This window comes from Providencia sp. UF-224 (assembly GCF_058245955.1).
In genome coordinates, this window is sequence record NZ_JBSICC010000006.1 from 35,901 (window position 1) to 57,278 (window position 21,378).

Below are 21,378 nucleotides of genomic sequence, written 5' to 3' on the forward strand. Positions count from 1 at the left end.
ATGGATATACGCTACCTTTCTAACGGCGGTAATTCAGCCAGCGGCCAACGAGGGCGTACTGTCACCCCTAAGCCTGTGGTAGTGCCACCTTTAAGGCGGATCAGCCCAGCAAGTGCAATCATTGCGCCATTATCGGTACAAAATTCAGGTCGCGCGTAAAATGCTTCACCACCACGCTGCTTCAGCACCTCTTCCATTTTAGCGCGAAGTGTACGGTTAGCGCTGACACCCCCAGCCATAACGAGACGTTTAAAGCCTGTTTGCTCAAGTGCACGCTTACATTTGATAGCCAAAGTATCAACAACCGCATCTTCGAATGCACGCGCGATATCTGCACGAGTTTGGTCATCATCGGCATTTTCACGAATGGTATTCGCAGCAAAGGTTTTTAGCCCTGAAAAGCTGAAATCTAAACCGGGTCTATCCGTCATCGGTCTTGGGAAAACAAAACGCCCTGGGGTGCCTTGCTGCGCCATTCGGGATAAAACGGGACCACCGGGGTAATCTAACCCTAACAGTTTTGCTGTCTTATCGAACGCTTCCCCTGCGGCATCATCGATGGACTCGCCTAATAGCTCATACTCTCCAATGCCTGTCACACTAATCAATTGCGTGTGGCCGCCAGAAACCAGCAAGGCAACGAAAGGAAATTCAGGGCTTTTTTCTTCCAGCATCGGGGCCAATAAGTGCCCTTCCATGTGATGAACAGCGACTGCAGGAACATTCCAAGCAAATGCCAATGCACGCCCAACAGTTGCACCAACCATCAGTGCCCCCACCAGACCAGGGCCTGCGGTATAAGCAACCGCATCGATGTCTTCACGGGTTAAATTAGCTTCTTTCAGCGCCGCTTGGATCAGTGGCACCGTTTTACGAATATGGTCACGAGATGCCAATTCAGGCACGACTCCGCCGTAATCAGCATGGACTTTAATTTGGCTGTATAATTGGTTGGCGAGTAAGCCAAGCTCATCGTCATAGATTGCGATACCAGTTTCATCGCAAGAAGTTTCGATACCTAAAACACGCATTGCACTACCCTTGTTTATTTCATAGGCGCAAGTCTATCACTATTTTCGGACTATCGCGTAATTTATGTTGGCAAAAGGCTGACTTTCCTTGTTGTATAGTCTATAATCAACCCCCTGTAATAAAAAATTTCGTGTGGCTAATTCTCATTATTGTCTGGTTTTGTTTGCTTTTTCATCGAACGAGCTGCAAATCAGGTGATCTTGTGTGATTCAATTTTATACGGCACTTTACAAACCCGTACTCATTGAAGTAAAATTCCGCACCATTTTAAATGAAGGCTGGTGAATCCATACCAGCAACAAACCGATTTCTATCGAGGTGAGAGGCACATGCCGGTAATTAAAGTACGTGAAAACGAGCCATTCGACGTTGCACTGCGTCGTTTCAAACGTTCCTGTGAAAAAGCAGGTGTTTTAGCTGAAGTTCGTCGTCGTGAATTCTATGAAAAACCAACGACTGAACGTAAACGCGCTAAAGCATCAGCTGTTAAGCGTCACGCTAAGAAACTGGCTCGCGAAAACGCACGCCGTACTCGTCTGTACTAGTTGATTGCGGTATTGGCCGCATTCATAACAGACGATAGCTAATATAAGAATTGAGTCACTCTCGTAGTTATTTATTTCTTGTAGTAGTCATAGCTAAGCAGTTAAAGGCCGTGCTTTCCTAAAGGAAGCGCGGCTTATTATCGTTCATCAACAGGCGAAAAAGAGGCTTATGGCTGGACGAATTCCGCGTTCATTTATCAATGACTTGTTGGCAAGAACTGACATCATTGATTTAGTCGATGCAAAAGTCCCGTTAAAAAAACAGGGTAAAAACCATCACGCTTGCTGCCCGTTCCATAACGAAAAAACCCCATCTTTTACCGTTAACGGTGAAAGGCAGTTTTATTATTGTTTTGGTTGTGGCGCTCACGGTAACGCTATCGACTTTCTGATGAATTACGACAAACTTGATTTTGTCGAAGCAATTGAAGAGCTTTCTGCATTACATGGCCTTGATGTTCCCTATGAAAAAGGAACAGGTGCAAGCCAAATAGAATTACATCAACGACAAAACTTATATCAGTTGATGGAGAAAATTAACCAATTTTACTGCGCTGCCTTAAATCATCCCTCGGCAAATAAAGCCAAAGATTATTTAAGCCAACGTGGTTTGAGCGCAGAAATTATTGAGCATTTTTCCATTGGTTTTGCCCCACCGGGCTGGGACAACTTGCTCAAGAAATTCGCAGTAAACCCGGAGAGTCGCAAGCAGCTTGATGATGCAGGCATGTTAGTGACCAATGATAATGGCCGTGTCTATGATCGCTTTAGAGAGCGAGTCATGTTCCCTATTCGGGACAGACGAGGCCGAGTTATCGCCTTTGGTGGGCGCGTATTAGGGGATGCATTACCCAAATACTTGAACTCGCCAGAAACAGATATTTTCCATAAAGGACGCCAATTGTTCGGCCTTTATGAAGCAACACAAAATAGCAGTGAATTAGCGAAGTTATTAGTTGTCGAAGGTTATATGGATGTAGTGGCATTGGCTCAGTATGACATCCGCTATGCGGTGGCATCTCTGGGAACCTCAACCACCTCAGAACATATTCAGTTACTTTATCGTTCAACAGATACAGTTATCTGTTGTTATGATGGTGACCGAGCTGGCCGCGAAGCAGCATGGCGCGCACTAGAAACCGCCCTGCCTTATCTAACGGATGGCCGCCAACTACGCTTTATGTTTTTACCTGATGGTGAAGACCCTGATTCATTGGTACGCAAAGAAGGTAAAGATGCCTTTGAGCAGCGTATGCAAACAGCACAAACGCTGTCAGGTTTTTTATTTGATTCACTCGTACCACAAGTAGATTTAACCACCCAAGAAGGAAAAGCAAAATTTAGTAAACTTGCTATCCCCTTGATTAAACAGATACCGGGTGAAACTTTGCGCCTTTATATGGCGCAAGAGCTAGGAAATTTTATTGGTATACCAGATATTTCTCAGGTTCTTGCTATTATTGATAGAGAGAACACCGAGCAAGTTAATTATCAGGCACCAAAACTAAAACCCACCACGATGCGAATTCTTATCGCACTGTTGGTGCAAAATCCGAACTTTTCGGAGCTTGTTCCCTCATTAGAGGGAATTGCCCATATCCAAATGCCGGGGCTTTCTCTATTTCAGGAATTGGTTGATGTATGCCGTTCCACCCCCGGAATGACGACTGGGCAGTTGCTAGAGCGTTATCGAGATAATAATTTTTCGAAACAGCTTGAAAAACTAGCAACATGGAACGATATAGAAATAGAGGAGATAGCGGAAAATACCTTTATAGATGCATTAAATCATCTATTTAATAGCGCCCTCAGCGAACGTTTCGACTATTTAATGGCGAAAGCTCGCACACAAAGTCTGACCCCGCAGGAGCGCGAAGAGGTGCACTTAATTACGCTATCGCAAGTAAAAACATAATACAAACCCAAAACAGAATTAGTATATAAAACGGCTTAAGTGCCGCTAAACACAAGGCAGATGCCTGTAAAATGCTGCGAAAATAAAGGGCGTAGCAAATAATAAATATTTCCCTTTGTATGTTCTTGTTGGCCGAATGTTTCGCCGACCGACACCAATCTAAATACTCAGAAGTGTGGATACCGTCTTATGGAGCAAAACCCGCAGTCGCAGCTTAAGCTACTCGTCACCAAGGGTAAAGAGCAAGGTTACTTAACCTATGCTGAGGTCAACGACCATCTGCCGGAAGATATCGTCGATTCAGATCAGATTGAAGATATCATTCAGATGATTAATGACATGGGCATCCAGGTCATGGAAGAAGCACCTGATGCCGATGATTTGATTTTGGCTGAAAATACTTCCGATACGGATGAAGATGCAGCAGAAGCCGCTGCACAAGTTTTATCCAGTGTTGAAAGTGAAATTGGCCGAACTACTGACCCTGTTCGCATGTATATGCGTGAAATGGGAACTGTCGAACTTCTTACCCGTGAAGGTGAGATAGACATTGCAAAACGTATCGAAGATGGGATTAATCAGGTTCAGTGCTCTGTTGCTGAATACCCTGAGGCTATCACTTATCTTCTTGAGCAATACGACCGTGTTGAAGCAGGTGAAAGCCGCCTATCTGATTTGATTACAGGCTTTGTTGACCCTAACGCGGAAGAAGACCTTGCTCCTACTGCCACTCACGTCGGCTCTGAATTACCACAAGAAGAGCTAGATAAAGACGACGATGAAGATGAAGACGATGAAGACGGCGATGACAGCGATAGCGATGACGACAACAGCATCGATCCTGAATTAGCACGCCAAAAATTCTCTGATCTTCGTGAACAGTATGAAAGCACGCGTCAACATATCAAACAATACGGACGTAGCGATGCAAAAACTGCCGCTGCCATTGAACAGCTTTCTGAAGTGTTCAAAGAGTTCCGTTTAGTACCTAAGCAATTTGACTATCTGGTCAATAACATGCGTGAAATGATGGATCGCGTTCGCTTGCAAGAACGCACTATCATGAAGCTATGTGTTGAACAGTGCAAAATGCCGAAGAAAAACTTCATCACATTATTCAGTGGTAACGAAACCAGTGAGACTTGGTTAACAGCTGCAAAAGCAATGAACAAGCCTTGGTCTGAAAAACTACTTGAAGTTGAAGAAGAAATTCTGCGTTGCCTGCAAAGATTGCGTCAAATTGAAGAAGAAACTGGCCTGACAATTGAGCAGGTTAAAGATATCAACCGTCGTATGTCTATCGGTGAAGCGAAAGCGCGCCGTGCGAAAAAAGAGATGGTTGAAGCGAACTTACGTCTGGTTATTTCTATCGCAAAAAAATACACCAACCGCGGTTTGCAATTCCTTGACCTGATCCAAGAAGGTAACATCGGCCTGATGAAAGCCGTTGATAAGTTTGAATATCGCCGTGGTTATAAGTTCTCAACTTATGCGACATGGTGGATCCGTCAGGCTATCACGCGTTCAATCGCCGACCAAGCACGTACCATCCGTATTCCGGTTCATATGATTGAGACTATCAATAAACTGAACCGTATCTCTCGTCAAATGCTGCAAGAAATGGGCCGTGAGCCATCGCCAGAAGAACTGGCTGAACGCATGCTGATGCCAGAAGATAAAATACGTAAAGTTCTGAAGATTGCAAAAGAGCCAATCTCAATGGAAACCCCTATCGGTGATGATGAAGATTCACATTTAGGCGATTTCATTGAAGATACGACTTTAGAGCTGCCTTTAGACTCAGCAACGTCAGAAAGCTTACGCTCTGCAACTCACGAAGTTTTAGCTGGCTTAACAGCGCGTGAAGCAAAAGTCCTGCGTATGCGTTTTGGTATCGACATGAACACTGACCATACGCTTGAAGAAGTTGGTAAGCAGTTTGATGTTACCCGTGAACGTATTCGTCAGATTGAAGCGAAAGCACTGCGTAAACTACGTCATCCAAGCCGCTCAGAAGTTCTGCGCAGCTTCCTTGATGAATAATCATTCATTATTCGGATAGACAAAAACACCTGCCTAGGCAGGTGTTTTTTTATGAGAGCTATTTCATTTCTCCATTTTATTTTTCATCATTAAGCATAACGTTGCAATAATCGCGATCGCTCCGCCAAACATCGCCAGATTAAACCCTGAAACAAAAGCAGAACGCGCCAGTTGCTCAACCAGCAACGATGGCATCGAACCAGAACTATGAATTAAACGTTCGATTTCTTCAGTAGACATCGCACTATTCAACCTATCATTATGAAGCAATTGGCTCACAGCACGGTGCGTCATTAGCGTGCCAAGTAAGGCAATCCCTAATGTCATCCCTGTCTGCCTTAACGCGTTCATAATGGCTGAAGCAATCCCCGAATAGGCTTTTTCAACACTCGCCATCACTAAAGCGCCTATTGCAGGTGTCGACATTCCCATCCCCGCACCTAACACAAATAATATGACTGCAATGGGCAGATAATGGGTTGTTGAGTTTACTTGCGTAAATAATAATGAAGCGCCCGCAATTAAAATAAACCCAACAATCATTAAGTTACGTACACTTAAAAAACGGGATAATTTGCCAAACGAAAATGAAAATATCGCCATCGCAATAAATTCTGGCGCCATACGGATACCTGCTTCAAAAGCCCCCCACCCTTGCCCTTTTTGCAAAAATAGCGCAATAAAAAATACGTTACTGTAAGTGGCAAAACCAAGTGCAAAAGAGGCCATATTATATTGAAAGAAATAGGGATTCTTTTTAAAAAGAAAAAATGGTAATAGCGGTTTTTTAACGCGTTTTTCTACCCACATAAACGCTAGAACCGCTATGAGGAAAATGGTTAATCCCCCCATTGTTAAATAATTTCCCCAGCCTTTATCACCAGCTTCGATTAAAGCAAAAGTCACAGCGCCTAATGCCACGATACTGAGTACTTGCCCAAGGGGATCAAAAGCAGCTTTATCGGGATCGGCACTTTCATCTATCCCTAAGTAGCCTAAAAACAAGGTCAATAAACCGATAGGAATATTAATCAAAAAGATCGTCATCCAATCAAAAGTATCAACCAAAAAGCCCCCTAAGATTGGGCCAATAATTAATGAAAGCGCACTCACTGCCGACCAAATTCCAATGATTTTAATGCGTTCAATATCATTATGAAAAGCTTGGGTAATGATTGAAAGTGCCCCGGGGATCAATGCTGCGGCAGCTATTCCTTGAATAATACGCCCGATAATTAACATCTGGGAAGATGCCGAAAATGCACAAATCGCTGAACCTAACGTGAAAACAACAATGCCTATTAGCCAAACTTTTTTGCGCCCATAACGGTCACTGATAGGGCCAACAGAAAGGATCAATGCTGATAAACACAATGCATATGCATCAATAATCCACTGTAACATCGACAAGCTCGCCCCCAGATCGTCACCAATTGCAGGGAGCGCCACATTCACAATACTGATATCTAATGTTGCCATAAATGTGCCTAGGCATACGGCAAGGATCAAAAATATCCGTTTCATTTCATCTACCTCATCTTCGTTTATGACAATATCATAAAATACGACTGACCGACGGTCAATTGAAATGAGAATGAATATCATTATTTATAAAGTCAGTGATAAAACGTTTTATACCAAAAATAAAAAACGGCCGAATCAGCCGTTGTTTATTAAAGAAGGCGGAAACTAGTTATTCAAAACGGGTGTTTCATGCAGATATTCCCAATAACATTGGTTATCAACAACTCGAATACAGACTGTCGATGTCCTCAATGTTGTTATTCCTTCATTTTCTTGTCGTTCCTGATATTGGACCCAACACCGCCCATCTGCTTCACATAATGGAATGACCTCAAATGGCACTGTCAGAAATGAGGGTTTTGCACCGACGTTTTGACTAAATAGCCCAGTCACCTCAGTTAAACCAATTCGTTGCCCACCTATGGTGACCATTTTAAAGTTTTCAGTAAAACTGGCTAATAATGGCGCAACACTTTTATCACTATTGCGGCCCGTGAAAACATCTTCAATTAACACATGTACGTCGATAACACTTTGCAGTGCCTTTTGCATTGGATCACGCATTTATTTTTCCTTACTGACTGAAATTAATGAAAATAGCCCAAGAATAGAGGCAATTAAAAAAGTATATTGGTAGTTAGATAGCTGATCCGAAAATGGCATTAGGCTAAATATGGAAATTAAAACAACAGCACCTACACTGAAAGCGACTTGGCGATTAATATTCCACAACACACTTCCTTGCAGTAAATCTTTATCTTTGAAATCCATCAACGAGCTGATTTGCGCTATATTTGCACTTAATCCGCCCCCCATGCCCATTAATAAATATGCCATCACCAACAAGCTTAATTGTGCTGAACTTGATACCCAATAAAGTAAAAATATTCCCAAACTATGCAATACAATCCCGAGTACAAATAAACATTTTTTCCCTATACGAAAATAAAGACGCCCACCAGAAACCATCGAAACTACCGCCCCAGCAGCATACAGGATCATAAATAAGCCAGTTTGCCCTGCATTAAAACCTAAGTTAATTTGTAGATTAAAAATATTCAGTAAATTTACTCCAGTAAAAATACCGGGTACTGCGTAATAAACAATAAAAGCATTGCGCAGGTTGCTGTTTTTTAATAACTGAAAATTTAAAATAGGCTCACGGCATTTTTTGGCGTAGTTAAGGTAAAAAATAAACACCATAACTGAACACAAAAAGCTGGTAAGGGCCAATACAATGCTGTGATAATCGTTATACAGCGAAAAAGACAATAGCAAGCAAAGTAAACTGATACTTACGAGTATAAGGCCGAAAATATCTGGTTTTTCCCGTGATACCTGCCCATCATTTTTTATCCAAATCCAAGCAAGTACTGCCGTTAATAAAGCAAACGGAATGTTAGAATAAAAAATCCAATGCCAAGATAACGAATCAATAATTAAGCCACCTATCGCTGGCGAAAAAGCGGGAGCAATAAGCGCAACAGTCATAATTAATGTCGATATACGCTGACGATCATTATTAGGGAATAATGCAAAAACAAGTGCTTGCCCGACAGGAATTAATAACCCACCCGCCATCCCCTGAATAAACCGCCAAAAAATCAAACTATAAATAGACTGACTTGAACCACTTAACCACACTGCAAGCGTGAAAAGTAACATCGAATAACACAATAATTTTTGATTACCCAGCCGCCCTGCTAACCACAAGCTTATCGGCATCACCAGCACTAACCCTAAGATATACGCATTAGCGACCCAAGCGACCTGAGATTGGCTCGCCGAAAATGATGATGCAATATCGGGCAATGCAATTGCTGACATAAAAATATTAATGCAATCAATAAAAAAACCGAGTAAAAACACGGTCGCAATTTTATATCGATAAGACATAACAACCCCTCCGGCGGCAAAGAGTAAGGATTAGTGCTTTCTTTGTCGATACAAGAGAAGTAAACTCACTATTTAATAAAACAGAACAATAAATGCAATTATGCAAAAAAATCTTAAAAAAATTATCAGTTTCCTTCAGGTTGTGGATTCGGGGTCTTTCACCAAAGCGGCGGATGTTTTAGGCTTGAGTCGCTCAATGGTCAGCGTAGACATCAAGCAATTAGAAACTGAATTGAATGTGAGCTTATTGACACGAAATACCCGCAGCATTGCTCTAACCGAGGTTGGAAAATATTTTTACGAAGACTTTAAACATATTCAAAGCCAGATTGATGAAGCCTTTGAAAAAAGCCAAAACTTAGGTACCAATATTTCAGGCTTATTACGTTTTTCATCCACCAGTGAATTTGGTCAACGCTTTATTCTTCCCTTGCTTCCTGAATTTTGCCGCCTTTATCCTAAGTTAAGATTACAGTATTCCGTCAATTCATCCCTCGATGATTTAATTACAGAAAAGCTCGATTTATCTATTCGCCTTGGTAACTTAAAAAATTCTTCACTTAAGATGAAAAAACTGGGGGAGTATGAAATTTATTTGGTCGCGAGCCCTGAATTTGTACAAGAATATCGAATTAATCAGATAGCAGATCTCACACAAGCTCCTTGGGTCAACCATTCGCTGTTAAATTGGCAAGATACCCAATATTTTTTGCAAAATGAGCAAGGGGAAAAAGTGAGTTTGCCCCCCATTAAAAGCCAATATGAATCAAACTCTGCGGCTGTAATTCACCAAATGGTATTAGCCTCTTTGGGCATCGCTATTTGCCCTGCTTGGCTGGTGAATGAAGATTTAAACGCAAAACGTTTAGTCCGCATTCTTCCTGAGTACAACTTACCCAAGCAAAATATTCAATTACTTTACCCTAATACCTCCATTTTACCTGCGAAGACTCGTGCTTTTATTGATTATTTGGTGTCCCACATGAATTTAAAATAAAAGCTAACTCAAAAGGTTTATTTCTTTCTTTTAAGTCAGCTAAGATCTTATTTATTTTTAAATTCTAAATAGTTTACAACGTTACCCAAAACACCCCCCCTGAGCGCAATTGGGTAAATTGCGTTTGGAAATCAATTAAGTTTTGCTCGGGATTTAATTCGCTAAAAGTCTTAGAGTGCATAAATTTTGCCATCGCTTCAATGGCAAATATGTTCATTGGGCTGTTATAAAAATTGTGGTAAATCGCCATTACGCGCTTTTCTTTTACCGACGTTAATGAAGAGATCCCTTGCCTATCTAATAATACCGCCAGTTGCTTCTGTGCATCTGATTTGTTTGTACGGTATCCCAAGTTGACAGCCAATGAACGGCGGTTGAAGTTATGCCAATCTGCACCCGTTAAGAAATAGAATTCAGGGTTTAATGTAATAATATTCTCAATCGAACTTTCAGCCCCTTTTGCTGGGAAACTGTCTGCCACAAGGTTATTCCCCCCGGCTAAAGACGCTAAAACACCATAACCTGAACGCCCATAGAGCTGGCAGCAATTATCTGCAAATAATCCTGCATTGGCTTCAATTAACACAGAAGGAAATGGCTTAACCAGTTGGGATTCTACTGCCGCCAATTTTTCTTGGTACAGCGTCGCAAACTGAGTTGCTCGTTCTTGCGTGCCTAATAATTCCCCCAATAACAAAATACTTTTTGGGGTATTTTTTACGATATCCATCCGAAAATCGATAAATACCACCTGAATTCCTGCCGCTTCAAGCTGCGGTAAAATTTGGCTATCACGCATCGCACCATAATTGGCTTTATGCATGATGATAACCTCAGGGGAGAGCTCGATCAGCTTTTCAACTTGTAGCCCTGCTTCACGGGTTTTCTTCAGTGTTGGAATTTTTGCTAATTCAGGTAATACGCTAAAATAAGCCTCTTTTAAATCAGGAGCATACTGCGTTAATGAATCACTCCACCCCGTAATACGAGAAATCCCCGTTTTACCCGCAGCAATATCCACCGATAAAATATCACGGCTATCCACTAAAAATAATTTTTCGACGGGAAGATTAACGGTAACTTCACGGCCTTGTAGGTCAGTGATCACTGTTGGCGTTTTTGCCTGTACCCAAAAACTCAGTAAGCACAATAACCCTGCGAGAAATAATTTCATGGGATACCCTTTACTTTAAATTTAATTAATTCTGAATAAATAAAGCCACCGTTAAGTGGCTTGGTCATCGACTAAAATGTCAGATTAAAACGTCACGCTGTAGTTAAGTGCAAAGGTTCTACCGCGCCCCTTATAATCATACAGGTTTGGTGCGCCGTATTTCGGGCTATACAAACCTTGTGCGCGCTGCCCCCAAATGGTGGAGTAGTTTTTGTCCAATACGTTTTCAACGGCAAAACTCACTTTACCCACAGGAAGCATATAACTACCTAATAAATCAACGGTATTATAACCATCCAGTTTTTTACCCGCAGCATCAGTTAAGTTAAATGTTTGCTGGCTTTGTAAGCGTAAGGACCAATCATTCGGCTCCCAGCCTACATAAGCGTTAACTTTTGATGGGCTGGCGAAGTCCACGCTCCATTTTTCCCAGCTACCATTAACTTTGGTTTCCGATTTTTGCAGGTTGAAGTTACTCCCCACGTTCCAGTCGGAATCGTCAAAGAAGTAATCAACGGCACCTTCTACCCCATAAATGCGGCGCTTATCGGTCTTCATGTAGATGGTCATGTCATCTTTATTAATACCGTAGCTTCTATCAGATAAGGAATAATAGGTAGCGACCTGAGTGCGCAGGTTCTCACCTGTATAGCGCCAACCTAACTCAAAGGAGTTAACTTTAATCCCTTTGACTTTAGTATCATTGATATTCACACTTTTATTTAGGTTCCAATGGCCATTCGCATCAGGAGTTTTACCGTAATCTCCCGTGCCATAATATTTTGCAATATCAGGAATTTCAAAACCTTGGGAGAAGTTAAACCACGTTTGTTGCTCTTCAGTTAGATTAACCAACAACCCTGCGTTAAACAGTAAATTGTTATAATCGGTTTTCCCACCAGGTACGGCATCTGCGGATTTACCATTGCCATTCGCAATAGCTTCTTGCTGTGCATAACCAACAAAATCATCAACTTTATTTTCAGTATATTGGTAACGCACACCACCGCTTAAGGTGAACATCGGCGTGATGTCATAACTGCTTTGCAAAAATGTCGCCATGTTTGTGGTGGTATAACTTGGATAGCGGCCAATTTGGAATGCTTTAGTGAGATCCATTCCCCCAGACTCTTTCGCACGATCCAAATCAAAAAACATTTGGTTTGCACGAAATTGCTCGTGCTCCGCATCCACACCATAAGTTAACGTCAATTCATCAAGAGGTTGGCTATTAAATGTCAGCTTAGTACCATAGAAATTGGTTTGTTGGTCAGAGGAGCTGATGCTCGAAACCGCTTTCCCTGTCAACGTTGGGAACGGATAAAACTTTTGTGATTCATCACGATAGTAAACCTGAGCAACAAAATCCTGCCCAAACACATCCGCATTTGAATATTGTAAATTAAGCAGGTTACGCTCTGTCCCCGGTAAGCGATCTGAACTTAATTTGCCACTGTTATAGGCTTTCCCATCCCCTTTTACCGCGGAAAAATCTTTGCCTAAATATAGGCCGTGCTTACCATCGGATTCACTCTTATAGTGCTGATAGGTCGCTTGAATCTGTTGTGTTTCATTAATTTTGATGGTGCCTGATGCCATCACATCAAGACGGTCAGAGAATTGTAACCCTGTTTGGGTATTATCAATATTAATCGCGTCACCTTTGCCGTCATACCAACCGCCATAACGCTGATATGCAACAGAAACACGACCATGTGCATTTTCATTGCCACCGCTAACTGCCGCTGCGACATTTTCATCGTGATCTTTGCCGTTATTAAAACCCGTTTTCCCACCTAATTGCAGAGAAACTTGTTTTTCTTCTTGGCCTTTTTTCGTCACAATATTAATTAAACCACCACTACTACCACCACCGTACATTGCCGTTGCACCAGAAATGACTTCAATATGGTTGATATTAAACGGGTCAATCGAATCTAGTTGGCGGCTATCACTGCGTGAAGAGTTAAGGCGAACGCCATCTACCATCACAATCATGGAACGACCGCGCATGTTCATGCCGTAGTTAGTGCGCCCTTGGCCACTCACACTCATTCCCGGAATTAACTGTGATAAAATATCTTTTAACTCTTTCCCACCCTCAGCTTGCTGCTCAATTTCGGCATTATCAATCACCCAAGTGGTTTGTGCCATTTCTGAAACTGATTTATAACCGCGGGTTGCAGAGACCGTAATTTTTTCTTCTTTGTTATCAGCGGCCAATACTGAGGGAGACATAAAGGGGAGTAAGCAAGGGGAAAGAATAAAAAGGTGTTTTATTTTCATTGAGTTAAAACCTTTAAATATAATTATTGATACCATCGTTATCAGTGCCAGAACTAATAACAACACATGATTACATCACAGCTAACTATGTTGCGGAAAAATTATTCGCAATAGTAACTGATAATCATGTTAGATATAAGAATTATTATCATTACAATGATGAATTAAAAGGTTATTTGTGTTAAGTATCGTTTTAAGCGCATCCTTGCGCATATGAATGTGTCTTCCTTATTTCACGCTGGCCACTGCAATATAGTTGAGTTTCCCACGATTTTGTCGGAAATGGCGAAACATGCGTAAAAACTGCGGGCGGTTTTCTTTTTTTAATGCATTACGAATAATTTTCATAGTACCTAATAAACCCTCATCATAAATCAGCCCTTTTGGCGATAATAAGGTCATCGGCCCTGTACTGGACATCACATGTTGAAAGCCTGCTTGCTTAAATAAATCAATCCATTGCGCTTGAGGTAGCGGCTGAGCCTTAACATGAATAGCTTGATGCATTTGTGATGCAATATCTTGCGGGTTGTCTGCATCTTTAAATGCAATATCGTGGGTTAATAGGCAACCACCCGGTTTCAGTACGCGGTAATATTCCTGTAATAACTTCGCTTTAGCTTTATCGCCATACATCGTGAGCATTGCTTCGTTAATTACCACATCAAAGCTATTATCTGCAAAAGGCAGCTTTGATGCATCTGCCATTTGAATCGTAATCAAATCGCTTAAACCGTGCTGAGCCACATTCTTTTTCGCTTTCTCCAGTGCCTGTTTATCCATATCAATACCCGTGATATGGCAGCGAAATTGTGAAGCGATTTCGATCGCAGTTGTCCCCATATTGCATGCAATTTCAAGCACTTGACTGTCTTTATGTAAGCCAGATTGGTTCAATAACCACTGAGTCGCAATTTTTCCACCGGGGCGTAAGCGTTTTTTTCCAAGACGAGCTAAAAACTTATGCCCCGCTTCATGTGCTGTAAATGATTGATCCATACATTACCTCCGAGCTAATGGGTGCACTCATGACTTGGTTCACGTAACATCACCAGTAGCATTTTGGCAGGCTCTAGTGCATCAACGGCATGGGGAATATTAGCTGGCATTCGCACAATTTCACCCGGTTTAGCCGTCACAGGCTTACCATCAATAGTGAGCAACAGGCTTCCCTCCGCCACCATCACAATGGCATCAAAAGGGGCACTGTGTTCAGACAGTGCCTGTCCTTTATCAAAAGCAAATAATGTGATGTTTCCGCCCCCATTCTTAGCAAGTACTCGGCTGGCAATGCCTTGTTCGGTATAGTTAATTAATGTGCTGATATTCAGCGCTTCAGCTGGCGTAATGGTGTTATCGCTCATAATTTAATATTCCTTAATTCGATGAGTTTAATGTATTAATTCAAAAATTATCTAAACAGAGGAATGACCCCTTGTGTTTGCCGGCTTTGTTCACAAATTGGCGTAATCGCGACAGGCAACTGGTAAAGCTGTGCAAGGTTTTCTTCGGTTAACGTTTGTTGTGAATTGCCAAATAAATAGTGCCCCTCGTTAAACAATAACAACGAGTGATCAGCGATATGCAGCGCATGCTGCGGGTAATGGCTGGTAAATAACACGGTGATTTCCCGTTGTTGAGCTAAATCCCGCAGTACGCTGAGTACGTTGTCTTGGTTGGCTAAGTCGAGTGCAGAGGTTGGCTCATCAAGCACTAAAATTTGCGGCTCACTTGCCAATGCTCTGGCAATCATGACCATTTGCTTCTCGCCACCACTGAGTCGGTTAAAGGGTTGATCAGCAAAACGATTTAAACCTAAGTAATCCAAACATTGCGCCACAATTTGCTGGTCTTTTTTACTGGGAGAAGCATACCAAGGCAGATGGCGAATACGCCCTAAGCTCACCATCGTACGAACAGAATAGTGAAACAGCGGGCCACTAAGCTGTGGCACATAAGCCACGGGGGCATTTAACGAGACTTGCCCTTTTGACCCTTTTTGTAACCCCAGCAATAACCGTAATAAGGTAGTTTTCCCTCTCCCATTTGGTCCTAAAATAGCGCCGATGCTGCCTTTCGGTTGCCTGAAACTTAAGTCAGTGAATAACTGGCGCTGGCCGATTGAAAAATTAAGCTGTTCTACATGGATCATAAGTCAGCCACCTTTTTATTCAGCGTGTGAATTAGAAGCGCAAAAATAGGTGCGCCAATCAATGCAGTGATAACACTGAGAGGGATTTCTGCATTCGTAATACTGCGCGCAAAGGTATCAACAGCAATCATATAAATTCCACCAATCACGGCGCTGGCTGGGAGTAAAATACGGTGATCATGCCCGACAACAATACGTGCAATATGTGGCACAATTAACCCGACCCAACCAATCGTGCCTGATACCGCCACCGTGGCACTGGTAATCAATGTGACACTAAGTAACACTGCCCAACGTGTCCGATTAATTTTCATCCCTAGCGCCTGCGCATTTTCCTCCCCTAGAGACAACACATTGATGCGAAAACGTAAGGCAAAAATCACCAATACTGAGACTAAAACAACAGGAAAAACAATGGATAGCTTTAAATAGGATGCGCTGGCAAAACTGCCCATCAACCAAAATACAATGGTTTGCAGTGTATTATTTGGATCAGCAAAATAGGTAATCAACGAAATCAGGGCAGCAAAAAAGGCATTAATAATCACCCCAGCGAGGATCAGCATCAGCAACTGGCTTCCTTGACGATTCAATCCCAGTAGGAAAACAAAAATAATCGCGACTAACCCACCAATAAAAGCAAATGAGATAGTTATTAGTAATGACGAAAATAATAAAATGGCTAAGGCGCCACCCAATGCAGCACCGGAGGAAACACCTATAATTTGTGGCCCCACTAATGGGTTACGGAAAATCCCTTGCAACGCAGCTCCTGATACAGCAAGTCCAGCACCAGCAATCCCTGCAATTAACACGCGTGGCAAACGTACGTTCAGCACCACATTTTGTTCGGTACGACTATAGCTCAGCCCCACGTCATTCCCGACCGTCGCATCATAGAGAATATGAAATACTGAAGAAAACGAGACAGGATAGCGCCCGAAACTTAGCGCCAATAGCAGCGTAAACAATAAGCCAACAGTGAAGATTACCCAAAGCAGGCTCGACTTATGCATTCGGTTTCCCCATTAATTGCAGGTAATGCTGGCTATTTTTGTTCAGTTCAATTTGCAATATGCCATCAATTTCCGCTTCCGTGACGTCATACCCATAAAGCTGTTGGTAACGCTGGTGAATTTCTTCTCGCAAAGGAATATTGCTAGTCTCTGGATGAAATACCATGGATAACCATTGCCAATATAATGGCGTTTCTTGGTTGGGCGCATCCCAAATAAACCCACCAATGGGCAACTTGTATACTCGTTGATTTTTAACCGCAGCAACATCACTCAGCATGGGATTACGGTACACATCCTCAGGGGCTAGGCCCTCTTCGAAATTACCCAGTAAAATAATATCGGGATCCCACAGTAAGATTTGCTCAATATTTAGCGTTCTTGGCCCGGTTAAATCACGATTTAAGCTCAGCCCACCAGCTAACGCAAAATCTGCATTATTGTGTGATGTCGAACCAAATGTTTGAATACTTTGATTAAAGTGAGAAAGGTAAAGGACTTTAGGTTGCTCTGATTCAGGGATTTTTGCCGTCGTGGCAGAAAGCACTTCCACCACCTGTTGGCGCCATTGGATCATCTGGCTGGCTTTTTCATTATGGCCCAATGTTTTTCCCATCAAGCGGATCCACTCTTGCGTATAGCTTTCCTGCCCATAGCCAAGTGTTGCAACGGTTAGCCCTGCATCACGCATTGGAGAAATAATGTCATCACCACGATGCCCCCATTGCCACACTAGGTCAGGCTCCACATTCAGCAATGCTTCAATATTAGGGGTGAAATTATTCCCTACAACATTGGAATTAACCTGCAACACAGAGGAGAACATTTTTCCGAGCATCCCTTCCCTCGCGGCGACTTTCGCAAAAGGGTGCATCCCCACAAGTTTTTCACTACTTTCATCCATGCCCACAAGCATGGAGGCCGCTGGGATAGGGATCACCACAATACGTTTAGCGGGAGCGGAAAGGTGAATGTCATCACCCGACATATCCGTAAAATCAACCGCTTGAGATGCACTCACATTCGCTGTCATCCCCAAAGTACACACTGCAGCAGCAATTTTAAAAACATTATTTATCATAGGGTTATTTAAGTCTCCACCAATAACTTAATTGATAATGTGTATGATTATCATTTATACTCAAGCTATTCTAAGGTGCCCGAAGAGGATGACCTATGACATTTGTCAAAAACGTTTTTCCCTACACTCAATCTATCGACGCGCTAAGGCAGTGCCCATTATTTGTGGGCATTGAAGAAAAAAACTTGGCGTTATTACTTGAAAATTGTGGTTATATTCAATTTAAAAGTGGTGAAATAGTAAACCATGAGGGAGACCCTTTTAAGCACTGTCCCTTAATGATTAACGGCCAAATGGAGGTGTATCGCCATACTTATTTAGGCGAAGAGAAAATTTTTGGTTTGTTTACAGAAGGTGAAATTGTCGCCATTGCCGCGGTATTTATGCCTCATAACCGTTATCCAATGAGCTTACGAGCAAAAACAGAAGGTGATGCATTGCTCCTTGATAAACGAGATATATTGCGCCTTTGTCACGCTTGTCCACAGATTATGGAAAAATTACTCATGCGCTTTAGTGCTAAGCTGTATGAAAACATTAACCACATCGATTGGCTGACATCAAGTTCCGCAGAGCAACGGCTTGCCGCTTATATTATTGATTTAAAAAATAAACAACTTACCTCTAATATTATTTTGCCATTATCTCGCGGGCAGTTAGCCGCAAAACTGGGGATGCGTTATGAAACCTTGAGCCGGTTAGTTTCAGGTTGGCGTCAAAAAGGGTTTATTAACATCGAAAAAGACACTGTGCATATTTATAACGAAAATTATCTGACCCAACTTTCTATTTCTGCACAGCGCCCCTTTTAGCCCTAGGGGCTGTTTATCTTTGATAGTCAATTTTTATTCGAATTAAAGCCATTTTAGGCAAGGCGAGAGGTTCGCCGCCTAGTCAACTAGGCAAGCGCCTCTTAACGCAGCATTAAATGAGTGAAACGCGCTTTAATCGAACCCGTAGGGCAGCATTTAAGTACAAACCTTAACTCAAATAATAAGCCAGCTTGATTGACACATTTATCTATTTTTGAATTGTTTTTTTGACCTATTTTAGTTGTAAAAATCAGTAGCAAAGATAAACAGCCCCTCGTACATTACCGTTAAATAATACGCCAATTATTGATTAGAAGTTAAAGGTCACTCCCCCGTTCACATTAAAGCCCATACCGGGGAATAATGTACTGTCTTTAGCGGTCACCGTTTGGTTAGCCACTGACGTCGTTGCATAACGTTCATCCGTTAAGTTATCCATCGATAAATATACTGACCATTGGTCTGTCGGTTTATAACTGCCTTTTACCCCTAATACGGCATAATGTTTACGTTTTTGAATATCAAGGTTGTTTTGGTGATCAACGGCCATATCCGTTGGTGCCCAATGAATATTAGGCCCGAAGCTCCAATCTCCTAGTTCATACAGCACCTCAGCCGCCACAATATTACGTGGAATACCGGCGATGTAATTCCCCTTGTACTCGCCGCCCATAAAGCGAAAATCATTATACGTCCAAGAGACACGGTAATTCACATCACCAGGGCCCGCACTAATCCGCCCTGCAAGCCCAGCTTCTAACCCTTGATGGCGAGTTTTTGCACCATAATTAAAGACCCCAACGACGGTGCCTGCACTATCATACGTCGTGATGTATTCATCTTTAATTTGGCTGCGATATAGCGCGAGGTTCCATTTAAGTCCATCAGTCACTTCACCTTCCCCGCCAATTTCATAGGTAATGGCTTTTTGCGGAGAAAGTTTGGTGAGTTTGCCATCACTTGAATTGATAATTTCCCAAAACGTAGCGGGTTCTTCGCTTGAACTGATATTGGCAAAATAACGTTGGCTTTCTGTTGGCCGCCAAATAACCCCTGCTTTCGGTGTCCAAAACGTCCAATTTTGATCTAATGATAGGGAGCTTTGACGTTTTTCCACATCACGACGTGCGTGCGTCGCTTTCACATCAAGGTTCACTGTGACGGTTGGCGTAACATGCAGGTCAACGCCCACGCTGCCATACACGTTCTCTGCTCGCCCATCATATTTACCGATTTTTTTCTTATCTGCGGGCGTGCCTTTGCGGTTTTGCATTAATTCTGTTTGCAATGTCATTTGATCCCACGCCACTGCGGTGCGATAGGTCACAGGCTCGGTTTCAATGTTATAAGTCAGCTGTAGCCCTTCACTGTGGCTGCGGCTAAAGCGGTAGTATGCGGGCGTCGTGAAATTATCATGAGTGCGAATATGCCACAGCCCTGCACCAATCGCTTGGTTGCCAATCTGCCAATCTGAGCGGTTTGCGACACGAAATTGCTCCACATTGCGGTGCGGGTCGCGTAGCCATACCATTGGATAAACATCCGTTGGGTTATTGTTCAATACCTCTTCAGAGACTGGCCCCGCGACATCAAAGCGTAAATCGGTCCAATTTAACCAAGTACGATTTTCAAAATTATCTGTGACATAGCCGAAATTGCTACGTAATGTTTTTCGTTGAGAAGCTGAATGCTTGCGGTAACCATCAAAATGGTCATAGGTGAAATTTACCCGACCATCGAATAACCCGTCATCAGAAACGCCACCGAACGCAGTTTGTAACCCTTCACGGCCATGGGAGCCATACTCATAGCGCAAGCGCCCTTGTTCATTTCGCCCTGTATAAGACAACACATCGAGCTCACCACCGAGACTGTTACTTTGTGGATTCAAGCTATTTGCCCCACGCCGAACGCTTACCATTCGTGCATCGCGCATTTCTAAGGTACTAATATGAAAGCTGCCATCGGCATCCGTTGCGGGCAAGCCATCTTGCAATAATAAAACCCCTCGCGCTAATGGCGCACTCTGCACCCCAGACCCCCGAATATTTAGGCGTGGTTGGTCAATCCCCCCAAAAAAGTTTTGGATAACCAGCCCTGGTTGGTAATCCAGTGCATCTTGTAATGTGGCAAGGCGCGTATCTTTTTCAATCACAACTAAGTTCGTACCACCCGCCACTTTTTCGAGTTTTTCTTTTTCTTGTTGCTCCGTCGGTGTTAAACGGCTCTGCCCTGATCCCGAGGTGACAACCAGTGTATCGTGCGCCGTTGATTCAGGCGCAGCTACAGCGAGCGTTAAAGGTCCTAATCCCAAAATCAGTGTGATGCAATGAGCCAATTTATGCCGTTTTAGTGGATAAGACATATATTCACCTTATTAATAGTAATGGTTATCATTTTCATTTGAGGATATAAAATAGGTGAAAAAAAACGGTTTCCCTATGACATTTGTCAAAAACTAAAATAAATTGAGTTTCATTCAAAATATAAATATTAAATTATATTAAATTCAATATAATTATTAATATTGCTATAATTTTAATTTCTCTTTTAAATAGCATTTCAACTTGAAAATCTATTAGTCATAGAAAAATAACTTAATAAATTATTTAATTAAAAGAGAAATCATGAACATTAAAATTTTTAAATTTATAGACATTCTTAACAAGGGCATTTTCATCGAATTTAATAATAAACAAAAAAAATCATTGGAAATTAATTTAATTTTAAATAATGAAATAATAAATAAAACAACAACCACAAATGAAAGCCATTTATTTTCTATCGATAAATCAGGAAACTACCGTGTAGAAATCCATCAAGAGTTGGAGGATGTTACGAATATTCAATCAAAGGAAATTTATTTCCATATTGATGAGGACGAAAAAAATATGAACTAAAACCC

18 protein-coding genes are annotated in these 21,378 nt (G+C 42.1%); 6 read left to right on the forward strand and 12 right to left on the reverse strand.

Annotation, left to right across the window (positions count from 1 at the left end; genetic code table 11):
• Window positions 1–11 precede the first annotated feature (11 nt).
• Window positions 12–1,031, reverse strand: a complete 1,020-nt coding sequence (gene tsaD, locus AC4IFO_RS07845; protein ID WP_490733291.1) for a tRNA (adenosine(37)-N6)-threonylcarbamoyltransferase complex transferase subunit TsaD — start codon at window positions 1,029–1,031, stop codon at window positions 12–14.
• 330 nt (window positions 1,032–1,361) lie between these two features.
• Between tsaD and rpsU the strand changes: the two genes are divergently transcribed.
• From rpsU to rpoD, 3 genes are all read left to right on the forward strand, one after another.
• The gene (gene rpsU, locus AC4IFO_RS07850; RefSeq protein WP_001144069.1) at window positions 1,362–1,577 is read left to right on the forward strand and encodes a 30S ribosomal protein S21; all 216 of its coding nucleotides are present in this window, start codon (window positions 1,362–1,364) and stop codon (window positions 1,575–1,577) included.
• Between the two features lie 169 nt (window positions 1,578–1,746).
• Entirely contained in the window at window positions 1,747–3,492 is a 1,746-nt protein-coding gene (gene dnaG / locus AC4IFO_RS07855; protein WP_490733293.1) for a DNA primase, read from the forward strand.
• Between the two features lie 105 nt (window positions 3,493–3,597).
• Window positions 3,598–5,535 carry an RNA polymerase sigma factor RpoD gene (rpoD, locus tag AC4IFO_RS07860; RefSeq protein ID WP_490733512.1) on the forward strand — a complete coding sequence of 646 codons (1,938 nt, stop codon included), beginning with the start codon at window positions 3,598–3,600 and terminating at the stop codon, window positions 5,533–5,535.
• 63 nt (window positions 5,536–5,598) lie between these two features.
• On the opposite strand, the gene AC4IFO_RS07865 is transcribed toward rpoD, so the two are convergent.
• The 3 genes from AC4IFO_RS07865 to AC4IFO_RS07875 form a co-directional block, all read right to left on the reverse strand.
• Window positions 5,599–7,059, reverse strand: a complete 1,461-nt coding sequence (locus AC4IFO_RS07865) for an MFS transporter (protein ID WP_490733295.1) — start codon at window positions 7,057–7,059, stop codon at window positions 5,599–5,601.
• 165 nt (window positions 7,060–7,224) lie between these two features.
• Window positions 7,225–7,623 (reverse strand): hypothetical protein, encoded by a 399-nt coding sequence (locus tag AC4IFO_RS07870; RefSeq protein WP_490733297.1) that lies wholly within the window; start codon window positions 7,621–7,623, stop codon window positions 7,225–7,227.
• Window positions 7,624–8,955 (reverse strand): MFS transporter, encoded by a 1,332-nt coding sequence (locus tag AC4IFO_RS07875; protein ID WP_490733299.1) that lies wholly within the window; start codon window positions 8,953–8,955, stop codon window positions 7,624–7,626. It lies immediately after the preceding gene.
• A 100-nt stretch (window positions 8,956–9,055) separates the two neighbouring features.
• Here AC4IFO_RS07875 and AC4IFO_RS07880 point away from each other — a divergent pair, with 100 nt between their 5' ends.
• Complete coding sequence (locus AC4IFO_RS07880) at window positions 9,056–9,952, forward strand: LysR family transcriptional regulator (RefSeq protein ID WP_490733301.1); 897 nt, start codon at window positions 9,056–9,058, stop codon at window positions 9,950–9,952.
• A gap of 73 nt (window positions 9,953–10,025) precedes the next feature.
• Here the strand turns inward: AC4IFO_RS07880 and AC4IFO_RS07885 are convergent, their stop codons facing one another.
• The 7 genes from AC4IFO_RS07885 to AC4IFO_RS07915 all read right to left on the reverse strand — a co-directional run bounded on the left by AC4IFO_RS07885 (window position 10,026) and on the right by AC4IFO_RS07915 (window position 17,661).
• Window positions 10,026–11,126 carry an ABC transporter substrate-binding protein gene (locus AC4IFO_RS07885; RefSeq protein WP_490733303.1) on the reverse strand — a complete coding sequence of 367 codons (1,101 nt, stop codon included), beginning with the start codon at window positions 11,124–11,126 and terminating at the stop codon, window positions 10,026–10,028.
• Window positions 11,127–11,210: 84 nt separating this feature from the next.
• Window positions 11,211–13,412 (reverse strand): TonB-dependent siderophore receptor, encoded by a 2,202-nt coding sequence (locus AC4IFO_RS07890; RefSeq protein ID WP_490733305.1) that lies wholly within the window; start codon window positions 13,410–13,412, stop codon window positions 11,211–11,213.
• A gap of 228 nt (window positions 13,413–13,640) precedes the next feature.
• Complete coding sequence (locus AC4IFO_RS07895; protein ID WP_490733307.1) at window positions 13,641–14,411, reverse strand: class I SAM-dependent methyltransferase; 771 nt, start codon at window positions 14,409–14,411, stop codon at window positions 13,641–13,643.
• 14 nt (window positions 14,412–14,425) lie between these two features.
• On the reverse strand, window positions 14,426–14,776 hold the full coding sequence (locus tag AC4IFO_RS07900) for a cupin domain-containing protein (RefSeq protein ID WP_273802987.1): 351 nt from the start codon (window positions 14,774–14,776) through the stop codon (window positions 14,426–14,428).
• Window positions 14,777–14,823: 47 nt separating this feature from the next.
• Window positions 14,824–15,564, reverse strand: a complete 741-nt coding sequence (locus AC4IFO_RS07905; RefSeq protein ID WP_490733309.1) for an ABC transporter ATP-binding protein — start codon at window positions 15,562–15,564, stop codon at window positions 14,824–14,826.
• Window positions 15,561–16,580, reverse strand: coding sequence for a FecCD family ABC transporter permease (locus AC4IFO_RS07910; RefSeq protein ID WP_374445024.1), 1,020 nt, complete (start codon window positions 16,578–16,580; stop codon window positions 15,561–15,563). Before AC4IFO_RS07910 ends, AC4IFO_RS07905 begins: the two co-directional genes overlap by 4 nt.
• A complete protein-coding gene (locus tag AC4IFO_RS07915) occupies window positions 16,573–17,661 on the reverse strand; it encodes an ABC transporter substrate-binding protein (protein ID WP_490733312.1) in 1,089 nt (362 codons plus the stop codon). The genes AC4IFO_RS07910 and AC4IFO_RS07915 overlap by 8 nt, the downstream gene beginning before the upstream one ends.
• A gap of 95 nt (window positions 17,662–17,756) precedes the next feature.
• Here AC4IFO_RS07915 and AC4IFO_RS07920 point away from each other — a divergent pair, with 95 nt between their 5' ends.
• Window positions 17,757–18,473, forward strand: coding sequence for a Crp/Fnr family transcriptional regulator (locus AC4IFO_RS07920; protein ID WP_490733314.1), 717 nt, complete (start codon window positions 17,757–17,759; stop codon window positions 18,471–18,473).
• Window positions 18,474–18,783: 310 nt separating this feature from the next.
• Here AC4IFO_RS07920 and AC4IFO_RS07925 read toward each other — a convergent pair whose 3' ends face one another.
• The gene (locus tag AC4IFO_RS07925; protein WP_490733316.1) at window positions 18,784–20,838 is read right to left on the reverse strand and encodes a TonB-dependent receptor family protein; all 2,055 of its coding nucleotides are present in this window, start codon (window positions 20,836–20,838) and stop codon (window positions 18,784–18,786) included.
• Window positions 20,839–21,100: 262 nt separating this feature from the next.
• On the opposite strand from AC4IFO_RS07925, the gene AC4IFO_RS07930 reads away from it, so the two are divergent.
• Window positions 21,101–21,373: a hypothetical protein gene (locus AC4IFO_RS07930; RefSeq protein ID WP_490733318.1), complete on the forward strand. Its 273-nt coding sequence runs from the start codon at window positions 21,101–21,103 to the stop codon at window positions 21,371–21,373.
• Window positions 21,374–21,378 lie beyond the last annotated feature (5 nt).